This window comes from Rhodosalinus sp., assembly GCF_046542825.1.
In the GTDB taxonomy this organism is placed as follows: Bacteria; Pseudomonadota; Alphaproteobacteria; order Rhodobacterales; family Rhodobacteraceae; genus Rhodosalinus.
Genome location: NZ_JBKHAQ010000014.1, coordinates 24,699 through 38,870 on the forward strand (window position 1 = coordinate 24,699; position 14,172 = coordinate 38,870).

At 69.2% G+C, this 14,172-nt stretch carries 12 protein-coding genes; 4 read left to right on the forward strand and 8 right to left on the reverse strand.

All coding sequences use genetic code 11. The features are described 5' to 3' along the window. Positions 1-56 precede the first annotated feature (56 nt). Positions 57-962 carry a LysR family transcriptional regulator gene (locus ACLFOB_RS03490; RefSeq protein WP_410918596.1) on the forward strand — a complete coding sequence of 302 codons (906 nt, stop codon included), beginning with the start codon at positions 57-59 and terminating at the stop codon, positions 960-962. A 311-nt stretch (positions 963-1,273) separates the two neighbouring features. Here ACLFOB_RS03490 and ACLFOB_RS03495 read toward each other — a convergent pair whose 3' ends face one another. Together ACLFOB_RS03495 and ACLFOB_RS03500 are read right to left on the reverse strand one after the other, a co-directional pair. Continuing rightward, the gene (locus tag ACLFOB_RS03495) at positions 1,274-1,450 is read right to left on the reverse strand and encodes a hypothetical protein (protein WP_410918597.1); all 177 of its coding nucleotides are present in this window, start codon (positions 1,448-1,450) and stop codon (positions 1,274-1,276) included. A gap of 199 nt (positions 1,451-1,649) precedes the next feature. Continuing rightward, entirely contained in the window at positions 1,650-1,910 is a 261-nt protein-coding gene (locus ACLFOB_RS03500) for a hypothetical protein (protein WP_410918598.1), read from the reverse strand. A gap of 121 nt (positions 1,911-2,031) precedes the next feature. On the opposite strand from ACLFOB_RS03500, the gene purL reads away from it, so the two are divergent. Beyond that, positions 2,032-4,206, forward strand: coding sequence for a phosphoribosylformylglycinamidine synthase subunit PurL (purL, locus tag ACLFOB_RS03505; RefSeq protein ID WP_410924888.1), 2,175 nt, complete (start codon positions 2,032-2,034; stop codon positions 4,204-4,206). 79 nt (positions 4,207-4,285) lie between these two features. Here the strand turns inward: purL and ACLFOB_RS03510 are convergent, their stop codons facing one another. Then, on the reverse strand, positions 4,286-5,164 hold the full coding sequence (locus tag ACLFOB_RS03510) for an NAD(P)-dependent oxidoreductase (RefSeq protein ID WP_410924890.1): 879 nt from the start codon (positions 5,162-5,164) through the stop codon (positions 4,286-4,288). Positions 5,165-5,258: 94 nt separating this feature from the next. On the opposite strand from ACLFOB_RS03510, the gene ACLFOB_RS03515 reads away from it, so the two are divergent. Beyond that, on the forward strand, positions 5,259-7,730 hold the full coding sequence (locus tag ACLFOB_RS03515) for a penicillin acylase family protein (protein WP_410924892.1): 2,472 nt from the start codon (positions 5,259-5,261) through the stop codon (positions 7,728-7,730). A 373-nt stretch (positions 7,731-8,103) separates the two neighbouring features. On the opposite strand, the gene hflX is transcribed toward ACLFOB_RS03515, so the two are convergent. The 5 genes from hflX to ACLFOB_RS03540 form a co-directional block, all read right to left on the reverse strand. Next, entirely contained in the window at positions 8,104-9,363 is a 1,260-nt protein-coding gene (gene hflX, locus ACLFOB_RS03520) for a GTPase HflX (protein WP_410924897.1), read from the reverse strand. A gap of 16 nt (positions 9,364-9,379) precedes the next feature. Continuing rightward, a complete protein-coding gene (hfq, locus tag ACLFOB_RS03525; protein WP_113289500.1) occupies positions 9,380-9,619 on the reverse strand; it encodes an RNA chaperone Hfq in 240 nt (79 codons plus the stop codon). A 174-nt stretch (positions 9,620-9,793) separates the two neighbouring features. Continuing rightward, positions 9,794-11,305 carry a potassium transporter TrkG gene (locus ACLFOB_RS03530; RefSeq protein WP_410924893.1) on the reverse strand — a complete coding sequence of 504 codons (1,512 nt, stop codon included), beginning with the start codon at positions 11,303-11,305 and terminating at the stop codon, positions 9,794-9,796. Between the two features lie 4 nt (positions 11,306-11,309). Next, positions 11,310-12,686 carry a Trk system potassium transporter TrkA gene (gene trkA, locus ACLFOB_RS03535; protein WP_410924895.1) on the reverse strand — a complete coding sequence of 459 codons (1,377 nt, stop codon included), beginning with the start codon at positions 12,684-12,686 and terminating at the stop codon, positions 11,310-11,312. A 144-nt stretch (positions 12,687-12,830) separates the two neighbouring features. Continuing rightward, complete coding sequence (locus ACLFOB_RS03540) at positions 12,831-13,271, reverse strand: PaaI family thioesterase (RefSeq protein WP_410917808.1); 441 nt, start codon at positions 13,269-13,271, stop codon at positions 12,831-12,833. Between the two features lie 57 nt (positions 13,272-13,328). Between ACLFOB_RS03540 and ACLFOB_RS03545 the strand changes: the two genes are divergently transcribed. Continuing rightward, positions 13,329-14,114, forward strand: coding sequence for an enoyl-CoA hydratase (locus ACLFOB_RS03545; protein WP_410924896.1), 786 nt, complete (start codon positions 13,329-13,331; stop codon positions 14,112-14,114). Positions 14,115-14,172: the final 58 nt, after the last annotated feature.

Consider the following 14,172-nt stretch of genomic DNA (forward strand, 5'->3'; position numbering starts at 1 on the left):
CGGCCGTTTCGTGCCATTAAGGAGACGCGGGAAGCGCGCGCGAAAGGACAGTCACGATGGACTGGGACAAGCTCAGGATCTTCCATGCGGTGGCGGATGCCGGCTCGCTCACCCACGCCGGCGAACGGCTCAACCTGTCGCAATCCGCCGTCAGCCGGCAGATCCGCGCACTGGAGGAAAGCCTTGGCGCCACGCTGTTTCACCGCCATGCCCGCGGCCTGATCCTGACCGAACAGGGCGAATTGCTCTTCGACGCGACCCGCGCCATGACCAAGCGGCTCGAAGCCGCCGCCGCGCGCATCCGCGACAGCGAGGAAGAGGTCTTTGGCGAACTCAAGGTCACCACGACCACCGGCTTCGGCTCGCTCTGGCTGGTGCCGCGGCTGGCGAAGTTCTACGCGCAGTATCCCGATCTCAAGATCGACCTGATGCTGGAAGAGCGGGTGCTCGACCTGCCGATGCGCGAGGCCGACGTGGCGATCCGCATGAAGGAGCCCAGCCAGGCGGACCTGATCCGCAAGCGGCTGATGGGCGTGCGGATGCGGCTGTTCGCGACGCCCGACTACCTGCGCGAGCACGGCACGCCCGAGACGCCCGAAGAGTTGTCGCACCACCGACTGATCTGTCAGAACCCGCGCGCGCCCCAGGTCAGCGCGGGGGCGAGCCTGGTGGGCCACCTGATGACCTATCAGCCGCGCTCGACGCTGACGGTCAACAACTACTTCGGTGTCCTGCAGGGGGTGCTTGCGCGTCTGGGCATCGGCGTTTTGCCCGAATACCTGGCGCTCGACTTCCCCGAAGTGCAACCCGTGCTCCCGGATGTCGTCTCGAACGAGGTGCCGGTGTTCCTCGCCTACCCGGAAGAGTTGCGCCAGTCGCGCCGTATCGCCGCCTTCCGGGACTTCGTGCAGGCCGAGATCATCGCGCAGCGGCGTCAGCAGCGGGACCGCGCGGCGGAGTAGAAACTGGCGTGAGCCTTGCGCGCAACGCATAGCCGGCATGTCTGACCGTTTGGTCGAAACCGCTTGATCGATTCAGTCCTGCCACCTATTTCGACACTCGAAGGCGATGGCGCCTAGCAGCGCATCATCTTCATACCTCCCTGTTGGACTTGGGCCGAGACTTAGTCTCGGCCTTTTTTTTCGCGCACCGAATCGCGGGTCCTGTCGCCGGCGAAACGCGAACGGCGCCCCGCAGGCAGGGCGCCGCTCCAAACGCCGCTGATTTCTACTTGGGGTTGAAGAGGCGCGCGCCCGTCGCTTCCCGCCTCGCCTCAGCCGACGTCGGTGGCGCCGCGGCGCAGCCGATCCTCGATGCCGTCCCGCGACAGGGAAGACTTGCGGTGGGCGCCATCGCGCATCTGCTTCTCGATCGCGCGCACGCTGATGTAGCCGAAGGCCACCACGAAGCCGAGGGTGCCGAGGCAGAGAATGATCGGGAGCTGTTCCATGAGAGATGTCCTTTCCTGTTGGCGAGTTCTGTAGTCAGGTACGCCGCACAGGCCGTGCCGGATCAACGTGGGTTGGCGAAAATGACTTTGTTTTCAGTAGCATGCAAAGGCATACCGAGCGACGGGCGGCAGAAATGGACGCAGCGTCAACAGCTTGCGCGCCGCAGCGCAGCGAAACCGCCCCCGCCTCACGCGCCGTTCACGAAATGATGAGCACCACCGCCAGCCAGAAGAGTGCAAGCCCGACAAGGCCGAACTGCGCCGCGAAGAGGCTGAGCCCGAAGAGGAAGGCCAGCACGGAGGCCACCACGCCCGTCTGCCGTGCCACGGGCAGCCGGTCGAGCGCGGCGTCGATCTGCGCGGCCGAGCGCGTGCGCCAGATCGCGGCGATCAGCGATGCGCTGACCAGACGGCACTGGCGTGCGACGGGCAGCATGACGGTGCGGCGCGGGTCGGGCATGTCTCCTCCTGTGCACGGACGGTATCACAACGCTCCGCGCGGCCGCAACTGCCGGCACTTTCCCCCTGCCCGCCCATGCCCTAAGAGGGGCGCCGAGCACCGCAGAGGGAACCGTCCGCGCATGTCCGAGCCCGAGATCACGCCGGAACTCGTCGAGGCACACGGCCTCAGGCCCGAAGAATACGCGCATATCCTGCGGCTGCTGAACCGCGAGCCCAGCTTCACCGAACTGGGCATCTTCTCGGCCATGTGGAACGAGCACTGCTCCTACAAGTCCTCGAGGAAATGGCTGCGGACGCTGCCCACGACGGGGCCACAGGTGATCTGCGGGCCGGGCGAGAACGCCGGCGTCGTGGACATCGGGGATGGTCCCGATGGCAGGAAACTGGCGCTGGTCTTCAAGATGGAGAGCCACAACCACCCCTCCTACATCGAGCCCTACCAGGGCGCGGCGACCGGCATGGGCGGCATCCTCCGCGACGTCTTCACCATGGGCGCGCGCCCCATCGCGGCGATGAACGCGCTGAGCTTCGGCCGCCCCGACCATCCGCGCACCCGCGCGCTGCTGCACGGCGTGGTGGCGGGCATCGGCGGCTACGGCAACGCCTTCGGCGTTCCCACGGTGGGGGGCGAGCTGCGCTTTCACCCGGCCTATGATGGCAATTGTCTCGTCAACGCCTTCGCCGCGGGGCTCGCGGATGCCGACCGCATCTTCTACTCCGCCGCCAGCGGCGTGGGCCGCCCTGTGGTCTACCTGGGCGCCAGAACGGGGCGCGACGGCGTGGGCGGCGCGACCATGGCCAGCGCGGAATTCGACGAGGGGATCGAGGAAAAGCGCCCCACCGTGCAGGTGGGCGACCCCTTCACCGAGAAGCGGCTGATGGAGGCCTGCCTGGAGCTGATGGAGACCGGCGCCGTCGTCTCGATCCAGGACATGGGCGCGGCCGGCCTGACCTGTTCGGCCGTCGAGATGGGCGACAAGGGAGGCCTTGGCATCCGCCTGGACCTCGACCGCGTGCCCTGCCGCGAGACGGGCATGACTCCTTACGAGATGATGCTGTCCGAAAGCCAGGAGCGGATGCTCATGGTGCTCGACCCCGGGAAGGAGGCCCAAGCGCGCGCGGTCTTCGAGAAATGGGACCTCGACTTCGCCGTGGTGGGCGAAACGATCCCCGAAGATCGTTTCCTGGTCGTGCACAATGGCGAGACCTGCGCCGACCTGCCGCTGCGCGCGCTCTCGGGCGAGGCGCCGGAATACGACCGCGACTGGATCGAGACGGAAGCGCCCGCGCCGCTGGGTCCTGTTCCGGACGTGGACCCGATCGAGGGGCTGCGCGCGCTTGTCGGCTCGCTCAACCACTGCTCGCGTCGCTGGGTGTGGGAGCAATACGACCACATGGTGATGGCGGACACGGTGCAGGGCCCGGGCCACGGGGCCGCGCTGGTACGGGTCCACGGCACCGACAAGGCGATCGCCTTCACCTCTGACGTGACCCCCCGCTATGTCGAGGCGAACCCGGTGGAGGGCGGCAAGCAGGCGGTGGCAGAGGCCTTTCGCAACCTCGTGGCGGTGGGCGCGCGACCGCTCGCCGCGACCGACAACCTCAACTTCGGCAACCCCGAGAAGCCGCGCATCATGGGCCAGTTCGTGGGCGCGATCCAAGGGATCGGTGCGGCCTGCCGCGCGCTCGACATGCCGATCGTCTCGGGCAACGTCTCGCTCTACAACGAGACCGAGGGCCAGCCGATCCAGCCCACCCCGACCATCGGTGCGGTGGGGCTGGTGGAGCAGGTCGAGGAGGCGATTACCGGCCGCGCCCGCGAGGGGCATGTTGCCGTGCTGGTGGGCGAGACCGCGGGCCACCTTGGCCGCTCGGCGCTGTTGTGGGAGATGTTCGGCCGCGCAGACGGCGACGCGCCGCCCGTCGATCTGGAGGCCGAGCGGCGCAACGGCGCCTTCATCCTCGAGAACCGCGCGCTGATCCGCGCCTGCACGGACCTGTCGGACGGCGGTCTCGCGCTCGCCGCCTTCGAGCTGGCAGCAGGCGGTGGCGTGGGCGTGGCGCTGGACGAGGCCGAGACCGGCGCGCTTTTCGGCGAGGATCAGGGCCGCTACCTCGTGGCCTGCAACTTCGACCAGGCCGAGGGGCTGATGATCGCCGCCGGCCGCGCCGGGGTGCCGATCCGCACGGTGGGCCGCTTCACCGGCGACACGGTGCGCTTCGGGGCGGCGCAGGCCCCTCTCGCCGATCTCGTGGCGCTCTGGGAGGGCGCGCTGGCGGCACGGCTGGGCTGAGGCGGCCAAGGGCCTTGCAAGGCCCTTGAAGCGGTTTGCGAAACCGCTTCAAGGCGCTTTCCAAGCGCCTTGCCCTCGCTCAATCCTGCGCGAAGGCGCGCAGCCGCCGGATCAGCGAAGAGGTATCCCAGCGCCCGCCGCCCATCGCCTGCACGTCCTTGTAGAACTGGTCGACCAGCGCGGTGACGGGCAGCGCCGCCCCGATCTCGTCGCCCGTGGACAGGCAGATGCCCAGGTCCTTGCGCATCCAGTCCACCGCGAAACCGAAGTCGAATTCGTCCGCCAGCATCGTGTCAGAGCGGTTCTCCATCTGCCACGACCCCGCCGCGCCCTTCGAGATCACCTCGACCAGCTGCGCGCCGTCCAGCCCCGCCCGGTCGGCGAAGTTGAGCGCCTCGGAGAGTCCCTGCAGCAGGCCGGCGATGGCGATCTGGTTGCACATCTTCGCCAGTTGCCCGGCCCCGGAGGCCCCCAGCCTGCGGCAGGTTGCGGCATAGGCCGCGATCACCGGTTCGGCACGGGCATAGGCGCCCTCGTCGCCACCGCACATGACCGACAGCTTGCCGTTCTCGGCCCCGGCCTGCCCGCCCGAGACGGGCGCGTCCACGAAGCTCACCTGGCGCTGCGCGGCCGCAGCATGAAGCTCCTCGGTGACCCGCTTCGACACCGTGGTGTGATCGACGAAGACGGTCCCGGGCGCCAACCCCGCAAGGGCGCCATGCTCGCCCAGGCAAACCTCGCGCAGGTCGTCATCGTTGCCGACGCAGGCCATGACGAACTCCGCGCCTTCCGCCGCCTCGCGCGGTGTGGGCGCGCTGGCCCCGCCATGTTCGCCGACCCAGCGCTCGGCCTTCGCCGCCGTCCGGTTGTAGACCGTCACCTCGTGGCCCGCGCGCACCAGATGTCCGGCCATGGGATAGCCCATGACCCCTAGCCCGATGAATGCCACCTTTGCCACTGGTCTGCCTCCTCGTCGCTCTTGCCTTTCGCGTCCGGGCGGGGTTGTCTCGCGCCCGTCGGCTGAAGGCAAGGCCGGGGGAGAAAGGCGCGCGATGGGCAGGGTGATCCGCTGGCTCTTCGGCATCGCCACGGCGCTCGTGGCGCTCGTGGCGCTGGGCGCGCTTTTCGTCTACTATCTCTCCTCGCGCTCGCTGCCAGACTACGATGCCACGCTGGAGGTGGCGGGCATCGGCGCCCCGGTCGAGATCGTGCGCGACACGGCGAACGTGCCGCACATCTTCGGGCAGGCGGACGCCGACGTCTTCTTCGGGCTGGGCTACGCCCACGCGCAGGACCGGCTGTGGCAGATGGTCGTGCTGCGGCGCACCGTGCAGGGCCGGCTGTCGGAGATGTTCGGCGCCCGCACGCTCGACATCGACACGCTGCTGCGGCGGCTCGACCTCTACCGCCTCGCCCAGCGCTCGGTCGAGGCGCAGGATGCGCGCACGCGCGCCGCGCTCGAGGCCTATGCCGCGGGCGTCAACGCGCGCCTGGAGCAGATCAACCGCGAAAGCCTGGGCCGCGGCGCGCCCGAGTTCTTCCTCTTCGACGCACCCATCGCGCCCTGGCAGCCGGCGGATTCGCTGGCCCTTGTCAAGCTGCTGGCGTTGCAGCTGTCGGGGCACCTGAGCCAGGAGGTGCTACAGGCGCGCGTCTCGCTCGCGCTCGAGGATCGTCCCGGCAAGGTGGAGGACATCCTGCCCGAGGCCCCCGGCGGCGGCATCGCCGCCCTTCCCGACTATGCGAGCCTCGTGCCCGGCGTTCGGCGCCATGCGAAGGCCGCTCCGCCCCCGGCCGATCCGCTCTGGCCCGTGGCAACACCCCGTTTCGCCGGCGCCTCCAATGCCTGGGCCGCGGCGCCGAAACGATCGGCCGCGGGCGGCACGCTGCTGGCCAGCGACCCGCACCTCGGCTTCTCGGCGCCGTCGATCTGGTATCTGGCGCGGCTTGAACTGTCCTCCGGCGGGGTGATCGGCGGGACGATTCCCGGCGTCCCGGCAGTCATGACAGGGCGGTCGGACCGGCTGGGCTGGGGGCTGACCACGTCCAACCTTGATGATCAGGACGTGCTGCTCGAGGAGATCAACCCCGACAACCCGGAGGAATACCGAACACCGGACGGCTGGGCGCGCTTCGAAACGCGGCGCAGCATCGTGGAAGTCAAGGATCGTGCGCCCGTCACCGTCACCCTGCGCTGGACCGAAAACGGCCCCGTGCTGCCGCCCGATCAATTCGCGCTGGGCACGGTCACGCCGCCGGGCCATGTCGCGGCCCTGTCATGGACGGCGCTGTCGGACCGCGACACCACGTTGCGATCCGCGATCGAGCTCATGCATTCCGGCAGCGTCGACGAGGCGCTGGAGGCTGCGGCGTGGTTCGTCGCGCCCTCGCAGAACCTGATCGTGGCCGACCGCGAGCGCATCGCGCTGCAAATGATCGGCGCGATGCCGCGACGCGATGCGGACCACCGCACGCAAGGGCGGATGCCGGCCTTCGGATACCTGCCCGAGAACCGCTGGCAGGGCACCCTGCCCTTCGAGTCCAACCCGCGCTTCGTCGATCCGCAGGGCGGCATCGTGGGCAACACCAACAACAAGATCGTCGACCGGCCCTTTCCGCTGCACGTCTCGCACTGGTGGGGCGACACCCAGCGCGTCGAGCGCTGGCAGCGTCTGATGCAGAGCCGCGAGATCCACACCCGCGACAGCTTTGTCGAGGCGCAGCTCGACACGGTGAGCCACACGGCGCGGTCGCTGCTGCCGCTGGTGGGCGCCGACCTGTGGTTCACCGGAGAGGCCGCGCCGGCCGGCACGCCCGAACGCCAGCGCCAGCGAGCGCTGCAGCTTCTCGCCGAATGGAACGGCGAGATGAACGAACACATGCCCGAGCCGCTGATCTACGCCGCCTGGATGCGCGCGTTGCAGGAGCGGCTGATCCAGGACGACCTCGGCCCGCTTGCAGACGAGTTCACCCACCCAGAGCCGCTGTTCATCGAGCGCGTGTTCCGCGACGTGGACGGCGCGAGCGAATGGTGCGACATCCGGCAGTCGAGCGCGGTCGAGACCTGCACCGACATCGCGCGCCTCGCGCTCGACGATGCGCTCCTCTGGATCGGCGAGCGCTATGGAAGTCAGCTCGAATCGCTGCGGTGGGGGGATGCGCATCAGGCCGCGCACGACCACCAGACGCTGGGCGAGGTTCCGCTGCTGCGATACTTCGTGAACATCCGCCAGTCGACCAGCGGCGGCGACAACACGCTGATGCGGGGCCTGACCGGCGGCGAGGAGCCGGACCCCTTCCTCAACGTGCATGGCGCCGGCTATCGCGGCGTCTACGATTTCGCCGACCCGGACAGTTCGGTCTTCATCTCCTCGACCGGGCAGTCGGGGCACTTCCTGTCACGGCACTACGACGACATGGGCCAGCTCTGGCGCCGGGGCGAATACGTCAACATGTCGCTCGACCCCGATCTGGCGCGCGCGGGCGCGGTGGGCGTCACCGTGCTGCAGCCCGAGGAGTCATAGCCCGAAGCGGCGGTTGCGACCTGTGAGACCCGGGGCTCCGGCATGCACCGCTGGCAGGAAAAATCCCGATTTCCGGGCTTGGCATGACATGATTTGATGTGACACATCCTCCCGCGGCTCGATCTCGACCATGCCCCCCTGCCGCACGCGCTGGCAGCGACCCGCACGCTCACGGCGGCCGCAACCGGCCGGGGTCCACTCGATCCGCCGCCAGCCACCGGCCGCGCGAGGCCGGGGACAGCCCGGCGGGTCGTCTCGCAAGCGGTCTGCCTGAATGGTCCGGGCGATCGCGCGACCCGCTCGGGATACCGGGTTTCGACGCGGTCGAAGAGCCCCGCATGGGGCGATGAGCCGCCCCGCCGGGCGGCCTTGCTCAATGCGCCATCGCCCGGAACTGCGCGGCCTGCCTGGGCGACCAGCGCACGCGGAGGTGATAGCCGCCCTCGTCCTGCGCCTCGTCCAGCACCACGCCCTTCTCGAAGAGCCAGGCGCGGCGGCGCCCGTCGTCGAAGCCGAGGTCCAGCTGTTCCTCCCGCCGCTCGCCTTCGAGCGCGCGGGCGATGCCGGCGGTCAGATCGGCCATGCCTTCGCCCGAAAGCGCCGAAATCGCCAGCACCTCGGGCCGCCTGTCGGCGGTCGCGCGCGCCGCCGTGGCGTCCTCGGCAGGCAGCAGGTCCAGCTTGTTCCACACCTCGATCCGCGGCGTCGTCTCGACCACGCCCAGATCCCCGAGAATCGCCTCGACGTCGCGCTTCTGCTCCTCGGTCTCTGGGTGCGCGATGTCGCGGACGTGCAGGATCAGGTCCGCCTCCAGCACCTCTTCCAGCGTGGCGCGGAAGGCGGCGACCAGTTCGGTCGGCAGATCGGAAATGAAGCCCACCGTGTCCGACAGGATCACCTCGGGCCCCTCGGGCAGCCGGATCGCCCGCATCGTGGGATCGAGCGTGGCGAAGAGCATGTCCTTTGCCATCACCTCCGCCCCCGTGAGGCGGTTGAAGAGCGTGGACTTGCCGGCGTTGGTGTAGCCCACCAGCGCGACGACCGGATAGGGCACCTTGGCGCGCGCCGCGCGATGCAGCGTGCGGGTCCTGACCACCTTGTCGAGCTGGCGGCGCAGGCGGACGAGCTGTTCGTCGATGGCGCGGCGGTCGGCCTCGATCTGCGTCTCGCCCGGGCCGCCCACGAAGCCCAGACCGCCCCTCTGCCGCTCCAGGTGGGTCCAGGCGCGCACGAGCCGCGTGCGCTGATAGGAAAGCGCGGCCATCTCGACCTGCAGCACACCCTCGCGGGTGGCGGCGCGGTCCGAGAATATCTCCAGGATCAGGCCGGTGCGGTCCAGCAGCTTGACCTTCCATGCGCGCTCGAGGTTCCGCTGCTGCACCGGCGTGACCGGGCCGTCGATCAGCACAAGCTCGATCCCGTCGGCCTTCAGCCGTTCGCCGATCTCGTCGATCTTGCCGGAGCCGAGGAGCGTGCCGGGCTGTGCCCTGGGCAGGCGCACGATCTCGGCCCATTCGACCTCCAGCCCGGGCAGCGCCGCAGCAAGCGCCACGGCCTCGTCAAGGGCATGGGCGGGGTCGCGGCTGTCGCGCGCAGTCCGGATGTCGGGGTGCAGGACCGCCGCGCGCGTGATGCCGCTGTCATCCGTCTCAGCTATTGTCGTCGCCGTCGTAAAGGTTGATCGGCTGCGAGGGCATCACCGTCGAGATCGCGTGCTTGTAGACCAGCTGCGACTGTCCGTCGCGGCGCAGCAGCACGCAGAAGTTGTCGAACCAGGTGATGACACCCTGCAGTTTCACGCCATTGATCAGGAAGACCGTCACCGGCACCTTCGTCTTGCGCACATGGTTGAGGAAGGTGTCCTGCAGGTTCTGGCGGTCCGAGGCCATATGGTGTCCCTTTTTGTCCTTTTCTTCCCGCAGGACTGCATCTGTCAGCCAGCCGGGAAATGGTCCCTGTCGTTGCGCGGGCGCCCGCGGCGCGCCGCGATGCGGCATCGTGTCCGGGGCAGGAGTATGGGATGCAACCGGCGGAGTTTCCAGCCCCAAATTATCGACGAAGCCTCACCGGCGCCAGAGGGCCGGCGACAGCAGCGCGACGATGGCCAGCAGTTCGAACCGGCCCAGGATCATCGCCCCGGCAAGGGTCAGCTTGCCGCCCTGCGACAGCTCGATCAGCGCGATGGGCGTCTCCGGCGCCCAGACGATCAGCGGACCCGTCGTCGTGAGCGCCGCAACCGCCAGTACCATCGCCTCCTCGAAGCCGCTGCCGAGTGCGGCGAAGGCGAGGCTGGTCAGCGTCAGGCTGAGCGCGAAGAGCATGAAGAAGACGAAGGCGATGAAGGCCCCCTGCCGCCGCAACCGGCGCGAGAAACCGCCCGCGCGCCCGACCGAGGACGGGTGCACCAGTTTCTCCATCTCCCGCAGACCGTGCAGGTAGAGCGCATAGATGCGCAGGAGCTTCACGCCGCCCGCGGTGGTGGCCACGCCGCCGCCGATGATGGCCAGTCCCATCAGGATCAGCCCCGGCGTGCCAAGGCCGGACCACACCTGCGCCTCCTCCCAGTTCGAGCTGACGAAGCCGGTGGTGGTCAGGAACGACAGGACGGTGAAGCTCGCGCCCCAGTGCGCCTGCAGCGCCTGTGTCAGATCCTGGTCGCGCGCGACCTCGTAGGCGCCGGCCCAGTGCCGCACAAGGAGCACGACCGGAACCGCCACGACCAGAATGAGGCCCAGCCGGAACTCGGGGTCCTGCGTCAGCCGCGTGCGCGCGGTGGTCAGCGTGTCCGACGAGAAGGTGAGGCGCGAGAGCGCGAAAAGCAGGAAGGCGAAGATCGCGGCTTCGGTCCAGAAGCCGGAGATCACGCCGATGTCGCCTGCCTCGCCCGTGATGCCCGAGGTCGAGATCGTGGACATGGCAAGGATCGCCGCAGCGATCGGCGCCTCGCCCAGTGCCATGAGGAAGAGCCACAGCACCAGCGTGAGCGCGCCGTAGACCGGCGCGAGCCGGCGCGCGGCGCGGGCCAGGCGCATTTGCGGGGTCGCGGCGGCCATCGCCGGCTGGCGCGCGTCGGCGCGGCCGGGCTCGCCCGAGGCCGTGACCTCGAAGCCGCCCAGCGAGAGGGGCGCGAGGATCGCGGCCGCAGCCGTCCAGATCACGAAGCCGCCCATCCATGCCACCTGCGCGCGCCAGAGGTGCAATTCGGGCGACAGCCGCTCGGGCGCGAAGAGCGTGGCGCCCGTGGTCGTCAGGCAGGACACCATCTCGACATAGGCGTTGAGAAAGCTGGTGGTGCGCAGGGCCTCGTGGAACGGCACCGCAAGGCCCGCGGGCAACACGACGAAGGCGGCGAGCAGCGCCAGAAGCTGGCGGGCCGAATCGCGCTCGGGCGGGCGGCCCGCCCGCGCCACCGCGATCAGCGCGACGATCAGCGTGCCCAGCAGCCCCGCGTAGAAGAAACTGCGCGCGATATGGAACTCCTCGCGCCCCAGCGCCACCACGGCCGGCACCAGCATCGACAGCGCACCGCCGCCGGCCAGCAGAAGGAAGAGCGGTAACTGGCGGAGCGCGCGCATCGGCTCAGAAATAGTCGAACGAGACCTGCAGCAGGCGCTCGACTTCCGGCACGTCCTTGGCGAGGGCGAAGATCACGATGACGTCGCCCTCGTCGATGCGGGTGGAGCCCTCGGGCTTGACGATCTTCGCCCCCTTCTTCACCGCGCCCACCAGCACGCCCTCGGGAAAGTCGATGTCGCGGATGCGCTGCCCCGTGATCGGCGAGGTCGACAGCACCTCTGCCTCGATCACCTCGGCCTCTGCATCGCCGATGGAATAGACGTCCCGCACCCGCCCGTGGCGGATGTGGCGCAGGATCGAACTGACGGTCGTGGCGCGCGGGTTGATGTAGGCGTCGATCCCCAGCGACCCCATCAGCGGCTCCAGCGTGGGGTCGTTGACCAGCACGATGGCCATCGGACAGCCCAGCGACTTCGCCCTGACGGCGACCAGCATGTTCGTCTTGTCATCGTCGGTGACGCAGAGCACGGCATCCGCGCGCGCGATGTTGGCCTCCTGCAACAGCCCCACGTCGAGGCCGTCGCCGTTCAGAACGATGGTCCGCTGCAGTTCGTCGGCCGCGCGTTCCGCCGCCGCCCTGTCACGCTCGATCACCTTGGCGCGGATGCGCTCGGCCCGGTCCTCGAGCGCCCGCGCCACGGTCAGGCCCACGTTGCCGCCACCCACCAGCACCACCCGCTCGGTCCGCTTGGTGGACTTGCCGAAGATCTCCAGCGTGCGCTCGACATCCTCGGCATGGGCGATGACGTAGCAGGCATCGCCGGGAAAGAGCTGGTCGTTCGGCTCGGGCGCGAAAAGCGTGCCCTCGCGCCGCACCCCCACCACGATGGCGCGCAGGGTCGAGAAGAGATCGGTCAGTTGCCGCAGCGGCGTGTTGACCACCGGGCAGCTGTCGGTCAGGCGCAGCCCCAGCAGCTGCGCACCTCCGTCCAGGAGCCCCTCCGCGTCGAAGGCCGCCGGCGCCGAGACCAGGCGCAGCGCGGCATCGGCCACCTCGCGCTCGGGGCTGATCACCACGTCGATGGGCAGGTGGTCGCGCCGGTAGAGGTCCGAATAGATCGCCGTCAGGTAGCTCTGCGCCCGCAGTCGCGCGATCTTGCGCGGGATCGAGAAGACCGAGTGCGCCACCTGGCAGGTCACCATGTTGACCTCGTCCGAGTAGGTGGCGGCAATGATCATGTCGGCGTCGCGCGCGCCGGCCCGTTCCAGGACGTCGGGGTAGGAGGCGTGCCCGGCCAGTCCCTGGACGTCGAGCGCATCGGTCGCCCGGCGCACCAGGTCGGCATTGTTGTCCACGACGGTGACATCGTTCTTCTCGCCCGAGAGGTGGCGCGCGATCTGCCAGCCCACCTGGCCCGCGCCGCAGATGATGACCTTCATGGGCGAGCGTCTCCCGTCATCCCTCGCCGGTCTGGATGGCACGCCCCCCCGACCGGGTCAATCGCGCATGCCGCGGGCCTTCGGCCGACCCGCCGATCGGTCCCCGCAGGAGCGACGCGGCCCGTCAGGGCCGGGGAGCATGCCTCATCCGCGCGCGGGCGGGATCGAATAGGTCATCGTCGCCCGCGCCACCGGCTCTTCCATGCCGTCGGAGTAGAGCAGCACGTCGCCCACCGCCAGCGCGCGGCCAAGCTTCAGCAGACGGCAGCGCGCGATCATGTCGGTGGCCGCGGCGGGCTTGCGCATGAAGTCCATCGAGCAGCCGGTGGTCACGGCCAGCGCCTGCGGCCCGATCATCGCCAGCACGGCGAGATAGACCGAGACATCGGCCAGCGCGAACATCGACGGACCCGACACGGTGCCGCCGGGGCGCAGGTGTCGATCGTCCACCCGCAGCCGCACCTCGATCTCGCGCGGCGCCAGCCGCTCGATCGCGAAATCTCCGGCCACCTGCGGAAACTCGCGCGCCATGAAGGCCGCAAGCCCCTCCGCATCCATCGCCAGCCCGCCCCGTCCGTTCGCCATGCTTTCCTCCGCCGCTCACGACGCCTAGACTTGGCCCAGCCCTGAGAGGAGGACAAGATGACCCTGCTGCACCGAGAGGACGCCGGCGCCGTCGCGCATCTGACCATGACCGCGCCCGAGCGGCTCAACGCGCTCTCCGACGGGATGCTGGCGGAGTTGCAGGCCGCCTTCGACGCGCTGAAGAAGGACCGCGCGATTCGCGCGGTGATCCTGTCGGGCGCGGGCAAGGCGTTCTGCGCCGGCCACGACCTGAAGGAGATGCAGGCCGGCCGCCAGTCCGAGGATGGGGGCGCCAGCTATTTCGACGATCTCTTCCGCCGCTGCTCGACCATGATGCAGACCATCCGCGAGATGCCGCAGCCGGTGATCGCGCAGGTGCACGGCATCGCGACCGCGGCGGGCTGCCAGCTGGTCGCCTCCTGCGACCTCGCTGTCGCGGCGGAAGGCACGCGCTTCGGCGTCAACGGGGTGAACATCGGCCTCTTCTGCTCCACGCCCATGGTTGCGCTCAGCCGCAACGTGCCCACGAAACAGGCCTTCGAGATGCTGGTGACGGGCGAATTCGCGGATGCCACCCGCGCCCGCGAGATCGGCCTGGTCAACCGCGTGGTCCCGCCCGAGGCACTGGCCGGAGAGACGCGCGCGCTGGCCGAAACGGTGGCGTCCAAGCTGGGATCGGCCGTGAAGATCGGCAAGCAGGCCTTTTACAAACAAGGGGAAATGCCGCTCGGTGCCGCCTATGACTTCACCGGCGCGGCAATGGTCGAGAACATGCTCGATCGCGACACCGCCGAGGGGATCTCGGCCTTCATCGAGAAGCGTGCGCCCGACTGGCGGCAGTAACCTCGTGACAAGCACGGCGACGCAGCCTAGATCAGCGCACATGACGGAAAAGCTGCAT